Origin of the sequence: Halobacterium rubrum (assembly GCF_021729015.1) — an archaeon.
GTDB classification, from domain to species: Archaea; Halobacteriota; Halobacteria; order Halobacteriales; family Halobacteriaceae; genus Halobacterium; species Halobacterium rubrum.
Genome location: NZ_JAJQQZ010000001.1, coordinates 319,296 through 339,431, shown reverse-complemented (window position 1 = coordinate 339,431; position 20,136 = coordinate 319,296). Strand labels below are relative to the sequence as shown.

At 70.4% G+C, this 20,136-nt stretch carries 17 protein-coding genes; 9 read left to right on the top strand and 8 right to left on the bottom strand.

From position 1 onward, the window contains the following. Positions 1-96 precede the first annotated feature (96 nt). Entirely contained in the window at positions 97-972 is an 876-nt protein-coding gene (locus tag LT971_RS01735) for an HVO_0234 family beta-propeller protein (protein WP_237005125.1), read from the bottom strand. 81 nt (positions 973-1,053) lie between these two features. Between LT971_RS01735 and LT971_RS01730 the strand changes: the two genes are divergently transcribed. After that, positions 1,054-1,491: a hypothetical protein gene (locus LT971_RS01730; protein WP_237005124.1), complete on the top strand. Its 438-nt coding sequence runs from the start codon at positions 1,054-1,056 to the stop codon at positions 1,489-1,491. After that, entirely contained in the window at positions 1,488-2,864 is a 1,377-nt protein-coding gene (gene glmM / locus LT971_RS01725) for a phosphoglucosamine mutase (RefSeq protein ID WP_237005123.1), read from the top strand. The genes LT971_RS01730 and glmM overlap by 4 nt, the downstream gene beginning before the upstream one ends. On the opposite strand, the gene LT971_RS01720 is transcribed toward glmM, so the two are convergent. The 6 genes from LT971_RS01720 to LT971_RS01695 form a co-directional block, all read right to left on the bottom strand. Then, the gene (locus tag LT971_RS01720; protein ID WP_237005122.1) at positions 2,865-4,004 is read right to left on the bottom strand and encodes a DUF7118 family protein; all 1,140 of its coding nucleotides are present in this window, start codon (positions 4,002-4,004) and stop codon (positions 2,865-2,867) included. 95 nt (positions 4,005-4,099) lie between these two features. Then, positions 4,100-5,647, bottom strand: coding sequence for a tryptophan--tRNA ligase (locus LT971_RS01715; protein ID WP_237005121.1), 1,548 nt, complete (start codon positions 5,645-5,647; stop codon positions 4,100-4,102). Next, positions 5,644-6,681: a tRNA-intron lyase gene (gene endA, locus LT971_RS01710; protein WP_237005120.1), complete on the bottom strand. Its 1,038-nt coding sequence runs from the start codon at positions 6,679-6,681 to the stop codon at positions 5,644-5,646. Before endA ends, LT971_RS01715 begins: the two co-directional genes overlap by 4 nt. A gap of 23 nt (positions 6,682-6,704) precedes the next feature. Beyond that, positions 6,705-7,433: an endonuclease NucS domain-containing protein gene (locus tag LT971_RS01705; protein WP_237005119.1), complete on the bottom strand. Its 729-nt coding sequence runs from the start codon at positions 7,431-7,433 to the stop codon at positions 6,705-6,707. 51 nt (positions 7,434-7,484) lie between these two features. Then, positions 7,485-9,875 carry a DEAD/DEAH box helicase gene (locus LT971_RS01700; RefSeq protein WP_237005118.1) on the bottom strand — a complete coding sequence of 797 codons (2,391 nt, stop codon included), beginning with the start codon at positions 9,873-9,875 and terminating at the stop codon, positions 7,485-7,487. 204 nt (positions 9,876-10,079) lie between these two features. Then, the gene (locus tag LT971_RS01695) at positions 10,080-11,489 is read right to left on the bottom strand and encodes an MATE family efflux transporter (RefSeq protein ID WP_237005117.1); all 1,410 of its coding nucleotides are present in this window, start codon (positions 11,487-11,489) and stop codon (positions 10,080-10,082) included. Positions 11,490-11,613: 124 nt separating this feature from the next. Here LT971_RS01695 and lipA point away from each other — a divergent pair, with 124 nt between their 5' ends. The 7 genes from lipA to LT971_RS01660 all read left to right on the top strand — a co-directional run bounded on the left by lipA (position 11,614) and on the right by LT971_RS01660 (position 19,639). After that, positions 11,614-12,549 (top strand): lipoyl synthase, encoded by a 936-nt coding sequence (gene lipA / locus LT971_RS01690; protein WP_237005116.1) that lies wholly within the window; start codon positions 11,614-11,616, stop codon positions 12,547-12,549. Positions 12,550-13,049: 500 nt separating this feature from the next. After that, on the top strand, positions 13,050-14,132 hold the full coding sequence (gene pdhA, locus LT971_RS01685; RefSeq protein WP_237006242.1) for a pyruvate dehydrogenase (acetyl-transferring) E1 component subunit alpha: 1,083 nt from the start codon (positions 13,050-13,052) through the stop codon (positions 14,130-14,132). 3 nt (positions 14,133-14,135) lie between these two features. Beyond that, positions 14,136-15,110, top strand: a complete 975-nt coding sequence (locus LT971_RS01680) for an alpha-ketoacid dehydrogenase subunit beta (RefSeq protein WP_237005115.1) — start codon at positions 14,136-14,138, stop codon at positions 15,108-15,110. Position 15,111: 1 nt separating this feature from the next. After that, a complete protein-coding gene (locus LT971_RS01675; RefSeq protein WP_237005114.1) occupies positions 15,112-16,611 on the top strand; it encodes a dihydrolipoamide acetyltransferase family protein in 1,500 nt (499 codons plus the stop codon). Next, positions 16,611-18,035 carry a dihydrolipoyl dehydrogenase gene (lpdA, locus tag LT971_RS01670; protein WP_237005113.1) on the top strand — a complete coding sequence of 475 codons (1,425 nt, stop codon included), beginning with the start codon at positions 16,611-16,613 and terminating at the stop codon, positions 18,033-18,035. The genes LT971_RS01675 and lpdA overlap by 1 nt, the downstream gene beginning before the upstream one ends. A 141-nt stretch (positions 18,036-18,176) precedes the next feature. Beyond that, complete coding sequence (gene pheA / locus LT971_RS01665) at positions 18,177-18,998, top strand: prephenate dehydratase (RefSeq protein ID WP_237005112.1); 822 nt, start codon at positions 18,177-18,179, stop codon at positions 18,996-18,998. A 242-nt stretch (positions 18,999-19,240) separates the two neighbouring features. After that, positions 19,241-19,639, top strand: a complete 399-nt coding sequence (locus LT971_RS01660) for an Hsp20/alpha crystallin family protein (protein WP_237005111.1) — start codon at positions 19,241-19,243, stop codon at positions 19,637-19,639. A 17-nt stretch (positions 19,640-19,656) separates the two neighbouring features. Here LT971_RS01660 and LT971_RS01655 read toward each other — a convergent pair whose 3' ends face one another. After that, the gene (locus LT971_RS01655; protein WP_237005110.1) at positions 19,657-20,118 is read right to left on the bottom strand and encodes a hypothetical protein; all 462 of its coding nucleotides are present in this window, start codon (positions 20,116-20,118) and stop codon (positions 19,657-19,659) included. Positions 20,119-20,136: the final 18 nt, after the last annotated feature.

Below are 20,136 nucleotides of genomic sequence, written 5' to 3'. Positions count from 1 at the left end.
GGAGCGAACGAAGTGAGCGAGAGCCACGTTAGCGCGAGCGGCGACCAGCGGGAGCCGCGAGCAGCGTGGTCGACCGGGCGAAGCGGGGGCGTGGCGTTACGCTGCGTCTTCGTCGCTGGTGACGTGTTCTTCGCCGACGACGGTGACGGCGGCGGCGTCGGGGAGGCCGAGGCTGCGGTGGCGGGTGTCACCGTCGGTGTGGTCGTCGACGACGAGGGTGCCGGTGGCGGTGAGGAGGATGGTCGTGTCGACGGCGTGGGTGGCGTCGACGACCGGTTCGTCGACCGGGAGGGCGGTTCGTTCGGTCCACTCGCCGTCGGCAGTGTGTTCGAAGCAGGCGTCGGGGGTGGCGGCGTGGGCGACGCCGACCTCGCCGGGGGCGGCGGTGGCGGGGTCGGCGGCGACCGCGCGGAAGTCGCCGGAGACGTCCTCCAGCCAGCCGTTCCCGAGCGAGAACAGGCCGTCTGCGGTGGCGGCCTGCGGGACGCCGGGAGCGGCGACGTCGTGGGCGTCGTCGAGGCCGGCGTGCGTGAGGCCGTCGCCGTCGGCGGTGAGGCGGTGGACGCCGTCGGTGGCGGCGACGAGGTCGGCGTCGAGACCGCGGACGTCCACGCCGTCGTCGACGGCGCCGCGGTCGGTCCACTCGCTGCCGTCGTAGTGCGCGACGGTGCCGTCCTCGCCGGCCGCGAGCACGCCGCCGTCGAAGCCGGTGACGGCGACGGCGGCCCGGTCGAAGCCGGTGGCGGCGAAGTCCCTGCCGGCCGTCGAGAGCAGGACGCCGTCGTCGGTGGCGGCGGCGACGCCGAGGCCGGTGGCGGCCACGTCGCGGGCGTCACACCGGTGTTCGAGGGCGAACTCGCCGACCTTGCTGCCGGAGATGTGGGCGGCAGTGATGCCGAGGCCGGCGGCGACGTACGCCACGAGGGTCTCGCCCTGTTCGACGAACACGCGGTCTTCGCGCACGGTGGGCATACGTAGACCGCCGCGGTCGCCGGGCTAAGGGGTTGCGGTTCTCTCGAAAACATTTTGCGGGGGCCGCCGAACGTGTACGGTATGCGACGGCGGACGGTACTCGCTGGCGTGGTCGGCCTGGCGTCGACAGCCGGGTGTTTTCGAGTGCTCGCCGACGAGACCGTCCTCGTCAGGGCGAAGCGGCCGCCAGAGGGCCACTCGGCCGATGCGAAACGCCACTGCACGCTGGCGATGGAGTTCGTCGCCGACCACCCGCCGCTGGAGCGGGTGACGGAGGCGGTGGCGGACGCACCCCGCAACGAGTGGGTGACATCGGACGTCGACCCGGAGACGGGGCAGGCGCTCGCCGACGACCTCAGCGAGCACTGCGAGGCCGTGGGTGGGGTCTACCACTACGACGGTGCGTCGTTCGTCCTCGAGGTCGTCGACGACGACGGCGAAAACGAGGAAGTCCTGTTTCCGGAGCGCACGCAGCGTTCGGAAGCGATTAGAGGCGTCCACTCCGACAGACACCCATGAAGGTCTTCGGGTCGAGTGGGACGCGGGGCGTGGCCAACGAGGAGCTCACACCGGGGTTCGTGTTGCGCGTGGCGAAGGCGGCGGGGTCGGTGTGGCGCGCCGACCGAGTGGCCGTGGCGCGGGACACGCGCACGACGGGTCGGATGCTGGAGAACGCCGCCGTCGCCGGCCTGCAGAGCGTCGGCGCGGACGTGGACCGGCTGGGCGTGCTGCCGACGCCGGGGACGCAGGCGTACGCCGAACGCGAGGGGGTGCCGGCGGTGATGGTGACGGCGAGCCACAACCCCGGCGAGTACAACGGCGTCAAGCTCGTGGGCAGCGACGGCGTGGAGCTCGCCGTCGACGACCTCGAGCGCGTCGAGCGGAAGTTCTCCACGGAGCAGTTCGACGACGCGGCGTGGGACGGCGTCGGCGACGACCGCGACGTGGCGTCGGCGGCCCGCAGCTACCTCGACCAGCTGTACGAGTCGGTCGACCGGGACGCCATCGCGGCGGCCGACCTGACCGTGGCCCTCGACCCGGGTCACGGCGCTGGCGCGCTCACCAGCCCCGAGTTCTACCGCGAACTCGGCTGTGAGGTCGTCACCGTGAACAGCCAGCCGGACGGCCACTTCCCGGGTCGGGAGCCGGAGCCGGTCCGCGAACACCTCCAGGACCTCGGGCGGCTCGTCGAGGCAGCCGACGCCGACGTCGGCATCGCCCACGACGGGGACGCCGACCGCGCCATCTTCTTCGACGAGACCGGCGAGTACGTCGAGGGCGACGCCGCGCTCGCCGCGCTCGCCGCGGCCGAACTCGACGAGGGCGACACCACCGTCTCCGCGGTGAACGTCAGCCAGCGCCTCGTCGACGTCTGCGAGCGCACCGGTGCCAGCCTCGAGTTGACGCCCATCGGCTCCACGCAGATCATGACGCGCATCCGCCAGCTGGAGGCCGAAGGCGAGCACGTGCCGGTGGCTGGCGAGGGCAACGGCGGCATCATCTTCCCGGGCTACCGGACGACCCGCGACGGCGCGTACACCGGTGCCCGGTTCCTCGAACTGCTCGCCGACGGTACGCCCGCCAGCGAGGTCGTCGAGCCGTACAGCGACTACCACAACGTCCGCGTGAACGTCGGCTACGACGACGACGCCGAACGGGACGCGCTGCTGGACGCCGCCGAGGAGCGCGCGCTGGACGCCGACGCCGACCGCACCACCATCGACGGGTACCGGCTTGACTACGGCGACGCGTGGGTGCTCGTCCGGCCGTCGGGCACGGAGCCGGTTGTCCGCATCTACGCCGAGTCCACGGACCGCGAGCAGGCCGAGGAGCTCGCGGAGGCGTTCGCCGCCGACCTGCGCGCAGCGAAAGCCGGCGCAGACGCCGCCTAGTCAGTACTCGTCGAGCGCGTCCCGCAGCCGCTGCTCGTGTTCTCTCGCCCGCCGGAGGTCGTCTTCGACGCCGGACTCGATGCGCTGTTTCTCGTCGTCGGTGAGTTCGTGTGTGGCGACGGCGGCGTCCCGGAGACGGTCGTAGTCGTCGCTGCGAACCCACTTCCGGACCGCGTGGAGCGGTTCGAGGACGTCGCCGCCGGCGAAGCGCGCGACGACCGACACCAGTTCGTCGAGGCGGTACTGGAGGTCCTCGGCGGGCGCCGGTGGCCACCCGACCAAGAGCGGGTCAGCGTCGAGGCGTTCGAGGTACGTGCGGTTCCCGCCGACCGCGCGCTTCAGCGTGCGCGGCGCGGCGACGTAGTGGTCGAGTTTCGACGGCGAGTAGCCGGCGTACTCCAGCAGCTGGGGAATCGGCTCCTCACCGGCCGGCCGGTCGGCGACGAACTCGGCGAGCCCCTCTGGCACGGGCTCGAACCCGACCAGGGGGTAGGATTCCGTCGTCTCGACGAAGTCGAGGAACTCCCGGGCCGGCGCCTCCCGGCGGAACGACTGGAAGGCGTCGGTGACGGCGTCGTCGTACTCGCGAATCGGCTCGCGGAGGTCCTCGACGGGGGCGTCGAGGTCGGCGTTCCCGAGGCGCCGGAGCCGCTCCAGTTCGGCGACTTCCTCGCCGTACGCGTCCGCGGTGTCGGCCACCCGCGACCGGACCTCGCTGTGGTCGTCGCGGGCGTCGGCGAGGTCGTCGAGGCGGTCGACGAGGTCGCGGGCGTCCGCCAGTCGGTCCCGCGCCTCGGCGAAGTCGGACTCGGAGAGCCGGCGCTTCTTGAACAGCTCCAGCAGGTCCTCGAAGGTGTCGCGCTCGGGGAGGTCGTCGTCGAAGTCCTCCTCGACGAGCGCCACGAGGTCCTCCTGGAAGGCCAGATACGACTGGAAGTCTCCGGTGCCGGTGGCGTCGTCCTCGTACTGGACGAGCAGCCGGTCGAACTCCCGGAGCGCCCGCCGGAGCGCCTGCAGGCGGGCCTCGCCGTACTCGTCGACGGCGGCCTCGGCGTCGGCGACTGCCTCGTGGGCGTCCCGGAGCTCGGCGACGAGCGCGTCGGGGTCGCGGGCCTTGGCGGCGGCCTGCGCGTCGGACATACGCGAACGAACGGCAGAGACCGGGATAGGCCTTCTGTCGGAGTGCACGCAGCGAGACACCGAGAGGCCGGGAGGCGAGAACGGGGTCGTGGTGGTCAGGCGCGCGCCGAGTCCAGCTCGATGTCGAGGTCGTCGAGGACCTCGCGGGCCTCCTCGCGTTTCTCCTGGTGGTCCTCGAGGAACTCCGCCATCAGTTCGGCGGCCTGCTCCTTGCAGCCGCCACAGAGGCGCTCGCCGTTCACGCACTCCGAGTACACTTCCTCGGCGAACTCGTCGTCGTCGCCCGCCATCAGGTAGGCGTACAGCTCGTAGACCGGGCACTCGTCGGCTTCCCCGCCGAGTTCGCGCTGCTTCTCGGCGGTCTCGCGGCCGCCGGTCGTCGCGGCCTTGACCTTGTCGTAGCCCTCCTCGGGGTCGTCGAGCAGGCTGATGTGGCTGGCCGGAATCGACGACGACATCTTCCCGCCGGTCAGCCCCGTCATGAAGCGGTGGTAGACCGACGACGGCGGGACGAAGCCGTAACCGCCGTGGTCGACCTCGACGGCGAGCGCGAGGTCCTCGGCCGCCTCCATCTCCACGTCGAAGGCGTCGACGTGGCCCTCGAAGACGCGCTTCTCGCCCGCGATCTCGTCGATGAGCGCCTCGAAGGCCTCGTCGGTCGCCTGCCGGTCGAAGAATCGGATGCGTGGCCGGAGCGGCTCCATCCCCGCGTTCTCCAGTTTCTGGACGACCGAGTCGACAGTGTCGGCGTCGAAGTCGTCGGCTACTGTGGGCTCCGCTGCGAGCCAGTCGGCGGCCTCCGTACACCGGGGCTGGTCCGCGTCCTCGGCGTACTCGCCGCGGGCGTCGTAGGCGGCGCGGACGAGCGGGCGCTCGTTGTCGTCGAACGCGACGCTCGCGAACGCCTCGGTGACCTTGAAGTAGCGCGTGCGCTCCGCGAGGTCGCGGGCGAACCGCACGTGGGGGTCCTGGTCGGGGCCGACCGGGATGACAGTCGGCTTCGGCTCGTCGAGCTGGGGGTAGAGGATGTCCGCCATCTGGGTGACGACGCTCTGCATGTGGGAGACGTCCGTGTCACCGCCGAACCCGTAGATGGCCTCGAACTCCGAGAAGTTCGCCTCGATACCGAGCTCGAACGCGAGGTCCTGGAGCTCGCGGTTCGTGGACTGCCGGTAGAGCTCGCCCTCCTCGGCGTCGAAGCCGAGCGCGAGCAGGCTCAGCAGGTAGTCCTCGGTGTGCTCGTCGATCTCGTCCCAGTCAAGCCCCCGGGCCGAGTGGGCTTCGAGGTCGGCGATGAGCGCGTACGCGTCCCCGCCCTGCTGCTGGTGCCAGACGATCTCGTCGAACACCATCTTGTGGCCGATGTGGGGGTCACCCGTCGGCATGAACCCCGACAGCGCGGCGAAGGGCTCGTCGTTTCGCATCGCGTCGGCCACCCGGCGGTAGTCCCGGTGCCCGAAGATGATGGCGCGCCGCATCAGGTAGTGGGGCGCAGGCACCTCGTCGAGGACGTCCTCGAAGGCCTCGATGCCGAACTCCTCGAAGAGGTTCCGGTAGTCGGAGACGGTCGAGGACCCCCAGGGGTCGAGTGCGACGTCGTCGGCGCCGGCCGTGGAAGTAGTGTTGTTGTCGTCGGTGGTCATGGCGTCAGTCGACTGACGGAGAGCCAGCGAATCGTCGTGTCGTCTGTGCCGTCGGTGGCTGCAAAAACCATTCGCTTGCGGACGCCGTGCGCGAGCCGCACGTCCAGCGAGAGGTCCCGCGGCGAGAACACGTGGTCGGTGTCGAGCACGCGCACCAGCAGCTCGGAGTGGCCGAGGTCGTCGACGGACTCGACGCCCGAGTACGTGCGGAAGTCGGCGCCGAACTTGAACCCGGTCTTCGGCACCACACCGGCGTCGCGGAGCGCACGGTAGACCGCCAGCCGCCGGTCGAAGTGCTCGCCCTCGCCGACGCGGCCGCGAGCGAGCACGTCCTCGATGTCTGCGTCGTCCTCGAAGGAGAGCACGCCCTCGGCGGTAAGGTACGCCGCTTCCAGCAGCGAGAGCTGGAGCGCGTCGTGGTCGGCGGCGCGCCCGCCGAGGGGCTGCCCGTAGAACCCCGACTCGTGGAGCCGGCTCGGCGGCCCCCAGACGAGTACGCGGTCGTCTAGCAACACCGCCTCGACGCCCGCCGGCTGGTCGAACTCGGTGTCGCCGTCGGGGGCTTCCGAGTCCACGTCGAGGTAGGTTATCTCGCTCTCCTCGTCGACCACCGCCAGCACCTCGTCGCCGAGCTCGCCGACGGGGAGCGTCGCGCGCTCGTCCACGACCCGCACCCGGTGTTTGACGACGCCGTCCCGACGCGTGTTCCCCCGCGGGAACACGACGAAGTCGCCGTCACCGGGCTCGTGCCACCACGGCTCGCGGTCCGGCACCAGGTAGAACCCCCGGTCCCGGAGGTCGACGTACACCAGGAAGCGGGCGGTGAACCCGGCCTCGCGGTCCGCGAGGAACGCCCGGAAGCGCTTGCCGTCGACGTCGTCGAGGTCGCCACGGAACAGGAGGTGGGCGGCCTCCACCAGCGACAGCGCGACGTCGTTGCCGCCCAGCGGGTAGCCGTAGCCGCGGGCGTCGTGGAAGCGCTGGCGGGCGTCCCCGCCGACGTGCACCTCGTCCCCGCGCAGGTCGCCGTTCATACCTCACTGACGCGCGCGGACACTCAAAGCGACTGTGGTGCGCGCTCGCAGTCGGCGTCCAGACACCGGCGGCCGTCGGCCGTCTGGACGGCCGGCAGCCCGCACTCGCAGTCCCCCGCTTCGGTTCCCCGGGGGAGTCGGAACCGGGACCCGCAGTCCGCACAGACGGCGTGCAGGCCACGGTCGGACTCGACGGCCAGCCGGCCGCCGCAGCGACACGTCCAGTCGAGTGCGGCTCGGACGGCGTCGGCGATGGGCTCACACTCTCGGTCGAGACACGCCGTCACGGCCGCGCCGCGCTCCACACGAATCCGGGGGAGCCCGCAGTCCCCACACGTCTCGTCGACGACGGCGGCGTCCCGCGGGATGGCGTACTGCTCGCGGCAGTCCACGCAGACCACGCGGCCGCCGTCGCGCACGAACGCGCCGCCGCAGTCGCAGGTGCCGACCGGCGGCCCGGCCGGCGACGCCGGGTAGTGCGCGTCGCCGTGCTCGGTCGCGCTCTCGACGACGAGGCGCTCGTCGCCGTCCGCCGCGTCGATGCGGAAGCCGCCGGCGTCCCGGGTGTACCGGACGACGCCGGGTCTGGTGAGCCACGCCGCCGGCTGGTAGCCGTCGGCGTCGTGGACGAGCACGGTGTCGTCGGGCTTCACGACGACGACCACGTCCCCGCGCAGCACTCGTTCGGTCTCTCCGCCGTGCTCGTATCGCACGGCACACTCGCCGGCCAGCACGCGAATCGCGTCCTGCATACCCCCTGCTGGTCCCGTTCCCGTACTTGAACTTCAGCGCGAGCAGGTGGGCTACGCCACGTCGACGGTTCGGGTGTCGGTGACGGGCAACAGGGGGAGGTCGGCGAACGTGACGGTGACCTCGTAGGTGAGTTCCTCGGTGTCGGCGCCGAAGACGCCGACGGGCACGGCGAGCGCGTCGTCGAGGTAGCCGGTCTCGGTGCTCATCTCGACGTCGTTGACGGTGACCTCGACGCCGGCTTTGGTGGCGCCGCCGTCGTTGCGGACGGTGACCTCGCACAGCTGGTTGGCGCCGGCCGGAATCGAGTCGGGGAAGTCGCCCCAGTCGACGGCGACGTCGGGGAGGCCGGCGGCCTGCTCGTGGACGCTCTCGGCGACGCCCTCGGCGAGCCCGGCGTCCACGAGTCCCGAGACGCCCGCGTCGCGGACGTCCTCCGGGGTTTCGATGCCTTCGTCGTGGAGCTTGTGCGCGCGGCCGGCGGCGACGCCGTCGACGGCGGTGAGGCCGACTGCGGCCTCGGGGACGCCGGTGTCGATGCGGGCCTCGAGGCGGGCGGCGGCGTTCGCGCCCGCCGGGTCGTCGTAGCGGTCGAAAAACGCGCCCAGCGCGGCCAGCAGCCGGAGCGCGTTCTGCTTGATGACCCAGGCGTCCGACCGGAGTTCGGTCGGGACGGCGCCCCGCATGCCGGCGCGGAGGATGGCGTACACCTTCCGCGGGCCGTCGTCCATCCCCTCGGCGCTGTTGCTCGCGGCTCCGCCGCTCGCTCGTTCCGCGGCCTCCCGGTGGTCGGCCGCGCGGCCCAGCACTTTCTGAATCGCGTCCTGTTCGGACTGCCGGGCGCTCACGGAGTCGAACTCGCCGGCGCTGGCGACCGCCCGCAGGATGGCGCGGTCGTCGGGGCCGTCCGCTGCGACCTCGCGGAACTCCCGGGCGGTGTCCAGCCGGAGGTAGTACGTCGACGCCAGCACCCCGAGCCGGGTCGCTGACAGCCCGAGGTCCTCGTCGGTCTCCACGAACCCCTCCTCGACGAGGTCGTCCAGCGTGTCGCGGACGCGCTCGCGGAGCGTCGGGAAGTCGTAGTCCTCGGGCGCGGACTGCGCGCGCCGGTAGTAGAACGTCGTCTCCAGCCAGTCCATCACGTCGCCGAGGCCGCGGATGGTGCCCATCGCGATCTCGGCGTTCAGGTGCTCGGCGAGGTTGCCGGCCAGCCGGCTCTCGATCTCGTGGCCCTCCTCCAGCAGCGTCCGGTACTTGTCGGCGTCGCCGGCGTCACACACCACCCAGCCGTACCCCACGTCGTCGTAGCCCGGGCGGCCGGCGCGCCCGAGCATCTGGAGGACGTCCAGCGGGCTCATGTCGACCTCGCCCTCCAGCGGGTCGTGGAGCTTCGTGTCCCGGATGACGACGCAGCGCGCCGGGAGGTTCACGCCCCACGCGAGCGTCGACGTCGAGAACAGCACGCGAATCTTCCCCTCCCGGAACCACTGCTCGACGCGGTTCTTGTCGCTCGTCGAGAGCCCGGCGTGGTGGAACGCCACGCCGTCGAGCACGCTCTTCCGCAGCGTCGCGTTGTCCAGCTCCTCGGCGGCCGTGTGGAACTCGTAGTCGCCCCGGGAGCCGACCGGGATGTCTCGCTCCGCAATCTCGTCTCTGGTCTTCTTCGCGGCCTGCACGGTGTCCTGCCGGGAGGAGACGAACACGAGCGACTGGCCGTCCTCCCGCAGGTGGGGTTCGGCCAGGTCGAGCGCCGTGAACAGCCGCCGGTACTTGTCCGCGAACGGGTTGTCGCCGTGCTCGTACGTGCGGACGCCCGCGTGGAGGTCCACGGGGCGGTACTCGTCGCCGAACTCGAAGGTCGTCTCCGGCGTGGCGTCCAGCCAGTCCGCGACGTCCTCGATGTTCGGCATCGTCGCCGACAGCGCGACGACGCGGGGGTCACAGAGCCGCCGCAGCCGGGAGACTACCACTTCGAGGACGCTCCCGCGTTTCTCGGAGTCCAGCAGGTGGACCTCGTCGATGACCACGCAGTCGACGTCGGTCACGAACGAGTACCGCGGGGAGTCGTGTTTCCGGGTGGCCGAGTCGGCCTTCTCCGGCGTCATCACGAGCACGTCGGCGCGCTCGGCCCGCCGGGGGTTCAGGTCCCGCTCGCCCGTGACGACGTACACCGAGTACCCGAGGTCCTCGAAGCGCTCCCACTCGTCCTCCTTCTCGTTGGTGAGCGCGCGCAGCGGCGCGACGAACAGCGCCGTCCCGCCCGCCTCGAGGGTCTGGCAGATGGCGAGCTCGGCGAGCGCGGTCTTCCCGCTGCCGGTCGGCGCGGACGCCACCACGTTCGCGTCCGACTCCAGCAACGCGGGCACCGCCTCGCGCTGCATCTCGTTGAACTCGTCGAAGGGAAACGCCTCGGCGAACTCCGGGACGACCTCGGCGACTTCCATCGAGCGAGGGGAAGGCGGGAGCCCGGATAGGCGTTTCTAGTCCGCGTCGTCCGACGAAGGAGGACGACGGAACGCTCGAACGGCGACCAGCGGGAGCCGTGAGAGTAGCGTGCTCGACCAGCGGGAGAGCACGGAATGGACGAGCGGCGCTATCGCGCCGCGAGCCACGTGGCTGACTGTCGGCGGACGACGGAACGGTGACAGTCAGTCTGCCGCGGCCGCCGTCGCCGCGCGCTGGATGAGGCCGCCGCCGCCGCTGGTCTCGTACCAGAAGTAGGCCGCGACGCCCACCGCCGCGACGACGTTCGAGAGCGTGATAGCCCAGAACACCGCGTGAACCGGGACGGCGAGCACGAACACGTACGCGCCCAGCACGGCGATGGGCAGCCGCACGGTCCAGTACTGGAGGAGCGTCGCGACCATCGAAACCTGCGTCTTCCCGGCGCCGTTGAAGCCGCCCTGCACGGGGTAGATGACGCCGAACGCCCAGTACCCGACGGCGAGGATTTCGAGGTACGTCACCGTGTACGCGAGCGCGTCGCCGGCGAGCGTCGGCGCGAACACGCCGGCGATGGCGCCCGGCAGGAAGAACTGGACGGTGCCGAGGACCGCCATGCCGCCGGCGGTGGCAGCCGTCGCCAGCCACGTCGCGCGAGTCGCGCGCGAGGCCTTTCCGGCGCCGACGTTCTGGCCGACGACGCTGGACACCGCGCTCCCGACGGCGGCGGCGGGCACGAACGCGACCGTCGAGATGCGGGCGCCGACGGTGTAGGCTGCCAGTCCAGCGCTGCCGCCGACGGCACTGACGATGGCGATGACGACGAGGCGGGCGACCTGTCGGCCGCCCTCCTGGCCGGCTTTCGGGACGCCGACTTCGAGGAGGCTACGGGCGGTGTCGGGGTCGAAGCCGACGTCCCGCCAGTGGATGGTGAAGTTCGTTCGGGCGACACGAAGGCCCGCGAGCGCGACGCTGAACCCGACGACGTAGCCGATGGCGGTGGCGGCCGCGGCGCCGAAGATGCCGTAGCCGGTGAAGCCGGGGATGCCCCAGCCGACGACGAGGAAGGGGTCGAGGACGACGTTCGTGAGGACGGCGGCGACGTTGACGACCATCGACGCCCGGGAGTCACCCCAGCCGACGAACCCGGACTCGATGGCGTCGCTCATGCCGCCGAAGATGCGGCCGAACGTGGTCACCGTGAGGTAGGTGGCGGCCAGCGGGAGCACGGCCTCGCCGGGGTTCAGGAGGCCGACGACGTCCGCCGCGAGGAAGTAGACGAGCGCAGCGAGCACGACGTTGGCGGCGCCGACCAGCACTGTCGCGTGGAACCCGGCGCGTCGCGCTTCGGCTTCGTCGTCGGCGCCGACGTTCTGGGCGACGAGCACGCGGCCGCCGATGACGCCGACGCTCGTGACGAGACTGAGCAAGCCGACGAGCGGCGCGACGAGGCCGACGGCGGCGACGGCGTCCTCGCTGACGCGGCCGAGCCAGAACACGTCCACGACCTGCTGGAGGACGACGACGTACTGCTGGACGACGAGCGGGGTGCTGAGGAACAGCAGGGCTCGGGGGAGCGAGCCCTCCGTTATCTCCTCGCTGGACACGTCGAACATTATATCGGATTTCGTCTCGTTAATTGTTCCCCCGCCCCTCTTTAACATACGGGATGCGTTGCTGCACCCGTCAGGCGAGGCCGCAATCCGCACCGTTTTTGCGCTGGCTTCCGAAGACGGGCACATGAGTAGCCGCCGGAAGCCGGATTGGCTGAAGATGCGGCCGCCGTCCGGGGAGCGGTTCGCGGACATCAAGGAGACGCTCCGCGACAACGACCTCCACACCGTCTGCGAGGAGGCGTCCTGCCCGAACCTCGGCGAGTGCTGGAGCGGCCGGGACGGCCCGGGGACGGCGACGTTCATGTTGATGGGCGACCGGTGTTCCCGCGGCTGCAACTTCTGTGACGTCGAGACGGGCGGCATGGAGGCGCTGGACCCCGACGAGCCCGCGAACGTGGCGGAATCCGTCGCCGAAATCGGGCTGGACTACGTCGTCCTGACGTCGGTCGACCGGGACGACCTCGACGACCAGGGCGCCGGCCACTTCGCGCAGACGATTCGGGAGATCAAGGACCGCGACCCATCTATCCTCGTGGAGGTGCTGATTCCGGACTTCCAGGGCGAGGAGTCGCTGGTTCGGGAGATCATCGACGCAGGGCCGGACGTCATCGCGCACAACGTCGAGACGGTCGAGCGACGGCAGTTCCCGGTCCGGGACCGGCGCGCGGGCTACGAGCAGTCGCTGTCGGTGCTGGACCAGGTGAACCGGGAGTCGGACATCTACACGAAGACGAGCATCATGCTCGGGGTCGGCGAGTACGACCACGAGGTCTACCAGACGCTGGGGGACCTCCGGGAGGTCGGCGTGGACGTGGTGACGCTGGGGCAGTACCTCCAGCCGTCGCGCTCGCACCTCGACGTCGACGACTACGTCCACCCCCAGAAGTTCGACACGTGGCAGCGGGTGGCCGAGGAGGAGTTCGACTTCCTGTACTGCGCGTCCGGTCCGATGGTGCGGTCGTCGTACAAGGCGGGCGAGCTGTTCGTCGACGCCGTGGTCAGGGAGGGCAAGAGCATCGAGGAGGCGCGCGAGGACGCTCGAAGAGCGGCTTCCGATTGAGCGAGCGGGAGCACAGCGACACGCGAGCCGCGAGGACGCTCGAAGAGCGGCTTCCGATTGAGCGAGCGGGAGCACAGCGACACGCGAGCCGCGAGGACGCTCGGAGAGCGGCCTCGGACTGAGCGAGCGGTGGGTGTCACGGGTCACGAAGACCATCGGTAATCGCTAGCGAGGAACAGTCAGTCGAGTGGCAAGACCGGCCGGGCCGTCGGCGGCCACGTAAAAAGCCCGTGAGGCCGGCGGTCGAGTGGCGGGTGGACGGGCGTCCAACACCGGGAGGTTCCACCGAGTGTTTATTCTGGTTCTGTATTTCCAGGCGGCCAAGCTATTCGTTCAGTCGTTTTGTTCCGTCGTGACTGGACACGAGTCCGGGAATTCGGTGCCAGTGAGACCCTTGGCAAAGATTGTTACGAAAACCATATGGTTGCAGGGGTAGACCCTCCGCACATGTCAGGACGGGGGTACCCGTGACCGAGACCGTTCATCGAGCACCCGACGACATGTACCGGGTGCTGGACGAGGACGGCGAGCTGGTCGACGGCGCGGAGGTACCGGACCTCTCCGACGACGAGCTCGTCGAGATGTACCGCCACATGAAGCTCGCGCGCCGGTTCGACGAGCGCGCGGTGAGCCTCCAGCGACAGGGCCGCATCGGGACCTACCCGCCGCTGTCCGGCCAGGAAGGCGCCCAGATCGCGTCCGCGATGGCGCTCGCCGACGACGACTGGATGGTGCCGAGCTACCGCGAGCACGGCGCCGGACTGGTCCGCGGCCTCCCGCTGAAAGACACGCTGCTGTACTGGATGGGTGACGAGCGCGGGAACGAGATTCCCCTCGACAAGAACGTCTTCACCGTCGCCGTCCCCATCGCCTCCCAGATTCCCCACGCCACCGGCATGGCGTGGGCGTCCAAGCTCAAGGACGAACAGGACAAGGCGTTCCTCTGTTACTTCGGGGACGGCGCGACCTCCGAGGGCGACTTCCACGAGGGCCTGAACTTCGCCGGCGTCTTCGACACGCCGAACGTGTTCTTCTGCAACAACAACCAGTGGGCCATCAGCGTCCCCCGGGAGCGCCAGACGGCCTCCGAGACGCTCGCGCAGAAGGCCGAAGCGTACGGCTTCGACGGCGTGCAGGTCGACGGCATGGACCCGCTAGCCGTCTACAAGGTGACCAGAGACGCCGTCGAGAAGGCCAAAGACCCCGACGAGGGCGAGCTGCGCCCGACCATGATCGAGGCGGTGCAGTACCGCTTCGGCGCGCACACCACCGCCGACGACCCCTCCGTCTACCGCGACGAGGCGGAGGTCGAGAAGTGGAAGGCGAAAGACCCGATTCCGCGCATGGAGACGTTCCTCAAGAACACGGACCGGCTCGACGACGAGGACGTCGAGGCCATCGAGACCGAGATCGAGGACGACGTCGCCGACGCCATCGAGGCCGCCGAGGAGACGCCGCGGCCCGACCCGGCGTCGATGTTCGAGCACGTCTACGCGGACATGCCCAAGCGGCTGGAACAGCAACTCGAGTACTTCCAGTCGATTCGAGACGAGTACGGCGACGAGGCGCTACTGGAGGACTAAGACATGAGCGAGAACTTGACCCTGGTGCAGGCAGTACGGGACGGCCTCCGCGACGAGATGGCCGAAGACGACGACGTGCTCGTGATGGGCGAGGACGTCGGGAAGAACGGTGGCGTGTTCCGCGCGACCGAGGGGCTGTACGACGAGTTCGGTGACGAGCGCGTCATCGACACGCCGCTGGCGGAGTCCGGCATCATCGGCTCGGCGGTCGGGATGGCCGCGTACGGCCTGAAGCCGGTGCCGGAGATCCAGTTCTCCGGGTTCATGTACCCGGGCTTCGACCAGATCGTGAGCCACATGTCGCGGCTCCGCACGCGCTCGCGGGGCCGGTTCACGCTGCCGATGGTACTGCGCGCCCCGATGGGCGGCGGCATCCGCGCGCCGGAACACCACTCCGAGTCCAAGGAGGCGTTCTACGCGCACGAGGCCGGGCTGAAGGTCGCGATGCCGAGCACGCCCCACGACGCGAAGGGGATGCTCATCGCCGCGATTCGCGAGCCGGACCCGGTCGTGTTCCTCGAGCCGAAGAAGATCTACCGGGCGTTCCGCGAGGAGGTCCCGGACGACCCCTACGAGGTCGAACTCGGGGAGGCCGCCGTCCGCAAGGAGGGCGAGGACGTCTCCGTGTTCACGTGGGGCGCGATGACCCGGCCGACCATCGAGGCCGCGGAGAAGCTCGACCGCGTCGACGTGGAGGTCGTCGACCTGCGGACGCTCAGCCCCATCGACTTCGACACCATCGTCGAGTCGTTCAAGAAGACGGGCCGGGCGGCCATCGTCCACGAAGCCCCGAACACGGGCGGGCTGGGCGCCGAGATCGCGGCGACCATCCAGGAGGAAGCGCTCCTCTACCAGGAGGCGCCGGTCGAGCGCATCACCGGGTTCGACGTGCCGTTCCCGCTGGCGGCGCTGGAGGACTACTACCTGCCGGAGCCCGCACGCATCGCGGCCGGTATCGAGGAGGCGTTCGACTTCTAAGATGGCCCGAGAGTTCACGCTCCCGGACGTCGGCGAGGGCGTCGCCGAGGGCGAGCTGGTGCAGTGGCTCGTCGCCGAGGGCGACACGGTCAGCGAGGACCAGCCGGTCGCCGAGGTGGAGACGGACAAGGCCCAGGTGGAAGTGCCCGCGCCCGTGAACGGCACGGTCCGCGAACTCCACTGGGACGAGGGCGACATCGTGCCGGTCGGCGACCTCTTCGTCACGTTCGACGTGGAGGGCGAGGCGCCCGAGCCCGAGGCCGAGGAGTCGGCGGAAGCCGGCGACGACGACGACGACGACGACGAGAGCGCCGACGGAGCAGCGTCGGCGACCAGCGAGGCTGGTGGCCGGACGTTCGCGCCGCCGAGCGTCCGCAAACTCGCCCGCGAACTGGGCGTCGACCTCGACGGCGTCGAGGGCACCGGGCCCTCCGGGCGCGTCACCGAGGGCGACGTGCGCGCCGCCGCGGAGGGCGGCGAGGAGGCCGCGGAGCCGGCCGCCGAGTCGACGTCCGCGACCCAGGCGGTCGGCGACGACGACGGTGCCACTGCGGCCAGCGCCGGCGGTGCCGCTGCGGGCGGCCAGGAGCCGGCCGGCCGCGAGAAGACGCTGGCGGCGCCCGCGACCCGCGGCGTCGCTCGCGAGCTCGGCGTCGACATCGACGACGTGCCGGCGGTCGAACAGCGCGACGGCGAGGCGTTCGTCACCGCGGAGGCCGTCCAGGCGTACGCCGAGGGCGGGCAGGCCGCACAGGGCGACGCCGCCGCAGCCGGCGGCGCGGCCAGCCGCGAGTTCGTCGAGGGCGGCGAGACGACGGAGCCCTACCGGGGCATCCGCCGCACCATCGGCGAGCAGATGGCCGAGTCCAAGTACACGGCGCCCCACGTTACGCACCACGACACCGCCGTCATCGACGGCCTCGTGGAGACGCGCTCGAAGCTGAAGGCGCGCGCCGAGGCCGAGGACGTGAAGCTCACGTACATGCCGTTCGTGATGAAGGCGGTCGTCGCGGCGCTGAAGGAGTTCCCGGTGCTGAACTCGGAGCTCCGCGAGGAAGACGACGAAATCGCGCTGAAGCAGGACTACAACATCGGCGTGGCCGTCGCGACGGACGCCGGCCTGATGGTGCCCGTGGTGAAACACGTCGACCAGAAGTCGATGCTGGAGATCTCCGAGGAGATGAACGAGCTCGTCGAGAAGGCCCGGAATCGCTCGATCTCCCGCGAGGAGATGCAGGGCGGGACGTTCACCATCACGAACTTCGGCGCCATCGGCGGCGAGTACGCGACGCCCATCATCAACTACCCCGAGACGGCGATTCTCGGGCTGGGCGCCATCGACGAGCGGCCGGTCGCCGAGGACGGCGACGTGCGCGCGGCGCAGACGCTGCCGCTGTCGCTGTCCATCGACCACCGCGTCATCGACGGCGCGGAGGCCGCCCAGTTCACGAACCGCGTCATGGAGTATCTGACTGACCCCGAACTACTACTACTCGAATAATGGTTGTCGGAGACATCTCGACTGGGACGGACGTCGCCGTCATCGGGGCCGGCCCCGGTGGCTACGTGGCGGCGATTCGCGCTGGACAGCTCGGCCTCGACGTGACGCTCGTCGAGAAGGACGCCTACGGCGGCACCTGCCTGAACTACGGCTGCATCCCGTCGAAGGCGATGATCACCGCCTCCGACGTCGCCCACGAGGCCGGCGACGCCGAGGACATGGGCGTGTACGCCGACCCCGAGGTCGACGTCGCGGAGATGGTCGACTGGAAGGACGGCGTCGTCGACCAGCTCACGGGCGGCGTGGAGAAACTCTGCAAGGCCAACGGCGTGAACCTCGTCGAGGGCCGCGCGGAGTTCGCCGGCAGCGACAAGCTCCGGGTCGTGCACGGCGGTGACGGCCAGGGCTCGGAGACCATCGAGTACGAGCACGCCATCGTGTCGACCGGCTCGCGGCCCATCGAGGTGCCGGGCTTCGACTTCGGCGACGACCCCGTGCTTGACTCCCGGCAGGCGCTGGCGATGGACGACCTACCGGACTCGCTTGTGGTCGTCGGCGCGGGCTACATCGGCATGGAGCTGTCGACGGTGTTCGCGAAGCTCGGCGTCGACGTCACCGTCGTGGAGATGCTGGACGGCATCCTCCCGCAGTACGGCGACGACCTCGCGCACCCCGTGAAGCAGCGCGCCGAGGCGCTCGGCATCGACTTCCACTTCGGCCTCGCGGCCGACAGCTGGGAGGAAGCCGGCGACGGCATCGTCGTCGCCGCCGAGGACGAGGACGGCGAGACGACCGAGTTCGACACCGACAAGGTGCTCGTGGCGGTCGGCCGCCAGCCGGTCACCGACACCCTGAATCTGGAGGCTATCGGTCTCGAGCCGAACGAGGACGGCCGGCTGGAGACCGACCACGAGGCCCGGACCGACGTCGAGAACGTCTTCGCCATCGGTGACGTCGCGCCCGGTCCGATGCTCGCGCACAAGGCGAGCAAGGAGGGCGAGGTCGCCGCCGAGGTCATCGCCGGCGAGCCCGCCGCGCTCGACTACCAGGCCGTGCCGGCGGCGGTCTTTACCGACCCCGAAATCGGCACTGTCGGCCTCACCGAGGACGACGCCGCCGAACAGGGCTTCGACCCGGTCGTCGGGAAGTTCCCGTTCAACGCCAGCGGCCGCGCGCTCACCACCGGGCACGCCGAGGGCTTCGTGCAGGTCGTCGCCGACGAGGAGTCCGGATTCATCCTGGGCGCCCAGATCGTCGGCCCGGAGGCCAGCGAACTCGTCGCCGAGCTCGGGCTCGCCATCGAGATGGGTGCCACGCTGGAGGACGTCGCCTCCACCATCCACACCCACCCGACGCTCGCCGAGGCGACGATGGAGGCCGCCGAGCACGCGCTCGGTCACGCCATCCACACGCTGAACCGGTAGCCCGCTCGGTCGTCGCTCTCTCGTTCTCTCTCATCTGTTCCGTCGTTCACTGCGGTCGGCACGTTTCTCGTGGTCGGCGGCTACCGGTTCGACTGACACACCCCCGACGGTCTTTTCCCGCCGCCCCGGATACCCGAGGACATGAAGACGGTGACGCTGGGTCCGTCCGGGACGTACTCGCACCGCGCCGCGACGGCGGTCGCAGACGACCCCGAGGACGGCATCTCGTTCGCGGAGTCGGTCCGCGGCATCGTCGACGCCGTGGCCGAGGGCCGCGCCGACCGGGGTGTCGTCCCCATCGAGAACAGCATCGAGGGGTCGGTGACGGAGACGCTGGACGCGCTCGCCGACACCGACGGCCTCGCCGTCGTCCGGGAGGTCGTGACGCCGATTCGACACGCGCTGCTGGGCCAGAGCTCGTCGTTCGACGTGGTGGCCAGCCACTCGCAGGCGCTCGCGCAGTGCCGGGAGTACCTCGACGCCCACCACCCGGGCGCCGACCGGAAGGCCGTCGCGTCGACGGCCCAGGGTGTCGAGCTCGCGCGCGAGGACGGCTCCGTGGCGGCCATCGCGCACCCGGACAACGCTGCCGGCGACTCTCTCCGGGTGCTCGGCGAGGACGTACAGGACCGCACGAGCAACACCACCCGGTTTTTCGTCGTGGCGCCGGAGCGCGACCGCTCCGACGCCGGCGGGAAGTCGTCGTTCGTCGTCTACCCGAACGCGAACTACCCCGGCCTGCTGCTGGAGCTGCTGGAGCCGTTCGCCGACCGCGACATCAACCTCTCCCGGGTGGAGTCCCGACCGTCGGGCGAACGGCTCGGGGACTACCTCTTCCACATCGACGTGGACGCGGGGCTCTACGAGCAGCGCACGCAGGACGCCGTCGACGACCTCGAGGAGATCGCGTCGGAGGGGTGGGTTCGGCAGCTCGGGTCGTACGACACCGAACACGTGGCGTAGGAGAAGCGCCGCGAGCACAGCGAGCGGCGGTTCTCCGAACAGTCGAGCGGGGAACGCAGTGACCCGTGAGACGAGCGAGACGTCGACCGACGGGAGACGTCTCGTTGAACGTGAACGGCGACCACCGGGAGCCGTGAGATAGCGAGACTTCTCGCTGTGCTCGAAGTCTCGAAGACTGCGAACAGTAGCCGGGTCGCAATCTGGCCGATGGATTTTCATTTGTTGCCGCCGAAAGGACGGATATGGATCGAGGGAGTCCCTTCGACGAACTGGAGTCGCTGCTCGAACGACTGGACGAGGCCCGGGGCACCGCGACGGGCGGGCTGGCCGTCGACGTGCGCGACGACGGCGACGAGTTCGCGCTGGTCGCGGACCTGCCGGGGTTCGACAGCGACGACATCGACGTGGAGGTACAGAACCGGACGGTGCGCATCGACGCGACCCACAGCGAGGGCAGCGACGTGGAGACGGCCGACTACGTGCGCCGGGAGCGCAGCGAGCACTCGGTGAGCCGGAGCGTGACGCTGCCCGAGGACGTCGAGGAAGAGGGCGCTGCGGCGGACTACTCGAACGGCGTGCTGACGGTGACGCTGCCGAAGGCCCACGTGACCGAGGACTCGACGACCATCGAGGTCGAGTAACCCCGCCAGCGGCGGCGTCAGTCCAGCATTTCTGCGGCGGCTGCGTCGATGGCGTCCCGCCAGTCGGCTGGCGGGTCGGTACCGCGCTTCGGCGGCGCGACCGACAGCGAGACGGCGTCGTAGTCGAAGCTCGGAATCGAGTCGGCGGCCAGGTCGCCGACGAACTCGGCGTTCTCGCGCTTCGAGGAGACGCCGGTCTCGAGGTCGTAGTAGTCGGTGAACACCTGCACGAGGCGGACCGGTCCGTCGAGGTCGCCGGCGTCGGCGTACCGCGCGAGTTTCACGGTGTTGTTCGCGGGGTCGGCCCGCCGGACTTCGAGTTCGACGAGCACGAGCGGCACGGCAGAATCGTCGGGCATTCCAGCGACGTCGACGGGCGTCCGGCGGACGTACCACTCGGTCTGCCAGTCCCGGCTCGGGTCTCGGGCGGCGAGCGCGTCCCGGACGGCCTCGTGGAGGGTGTCGGCGAACTCGCCCACGAGCTGGCCGAGCCGCGG

Bases quoted from the DNA above. Each gene is read 5' to 3' on its own strand.
- pheA (WP_237005112.1), top strand. From the start codon at position 18,177: ATGAAGACGGTGACGCTGGGTCCGTCCGGGACGTACTCGCACCGCGCC.
- LT971_RS01660 (WP_237005111.1), top strand. From the start codon at position 19,241: ATGGATCGAGGGAGTCCCTTCGACGAACTGGAGTCGCTGCTCGAACGA.
- lpdA (WP_237005113.1), top strand. From the start codon at position 16,611: ATGGTTGTCGGAGACATCTCGACTGGGACGGACGTCGCCGTCATCGGG.
- LT971_RS01700 (WP_237005118.1), bottom strand. From the start codon at position 9,875: ATGGAAGTCGCCGAGGTCGTCCCGGAGTTCGCCGAGGCGTTTCCCTTC.
- LT971_RS01680 (WP_237005115.1), top strand. From the start codon at position 14,136: ATGAGCGAGAACTTGACCCTGGTGCAGGCAGTACGGGACGGCCTCCGC.
- pdhA (WP_237006242.1), top strand. From the start codon at position 13,050: ATGTACCGGGTGCTGGACGAGGACGGCGAGCTGGTCGACGGCGCGGAG.
- LT971_RS01705 (WP_237005119.1), bottom strand. From the start codon at position 7,433: ATGCAGGACGCGATTCGCGTGCTGGCCGGCGAGTGTGCCGTGCGATAC.
- glmM (WP_237005123.1), top strand. From the start codon at position 1,488: ATGAAGGTCTTCGGGTCGAGTGGGACGCGGGGCGTGGCCAACGAGGAG.
- LT971_RS01715 (WP_237005121.1), bottom strand. From the start codon at position 5,647: ATGACCACCGACGACAACAACACTACTTCCACGGCCGGCGCCGACGAC.
- lipA (WP_237005116.1), top strand. From the start codon at position 11,614: ATGAGTAGCCGCCGGAAGCCGGATTGGCTGAAGATGCGGCCGCCGTCC.
- endA (WP_237005120.1), bottom strand. From the start codon at position 6,681: ATGAACGGCGACCTGCGCGGGGACGAGGTGCACGTCGGCGGGGACGCC.
- LT971_RS01695 (WP_237005117.1), bottom strand. From the start codon at position 11,489: ATGTTCGACGTGTCCAGCGAGGAGATAACGGAGGGCTCGCTCCCCCGA.
- LT971_RS01730 (WP_237005124.1), top strand. From the start codon at position 1,054: ATGCGACGGCGGACGGTACTCGCTGGCGTGGTCGGCCTGGCGTCGACA.
- LT971_RS01675 (WP_237005114.1), top strand. From the start codon at position 15,112: ATGGCCCGAGAGTTCACGCTCCCGGACGTCGGCGAGGGCGTCGCCGAG.
- LT971_RS01735 (WP_237005125.1), bottom strand. From the start codon at position 972: ATGCCCACCGTGCGCGAAGACCGCGTGTTCGTCGAACAGGGCGAGACC.
- LT971_RS01720 (WP_237005122.1), bottom strand. From the start codon at position 4,004: ATGTCCGACGCGCAGGCCGCCGCCAAGGCCCGCGACCCCGACGCGCTC.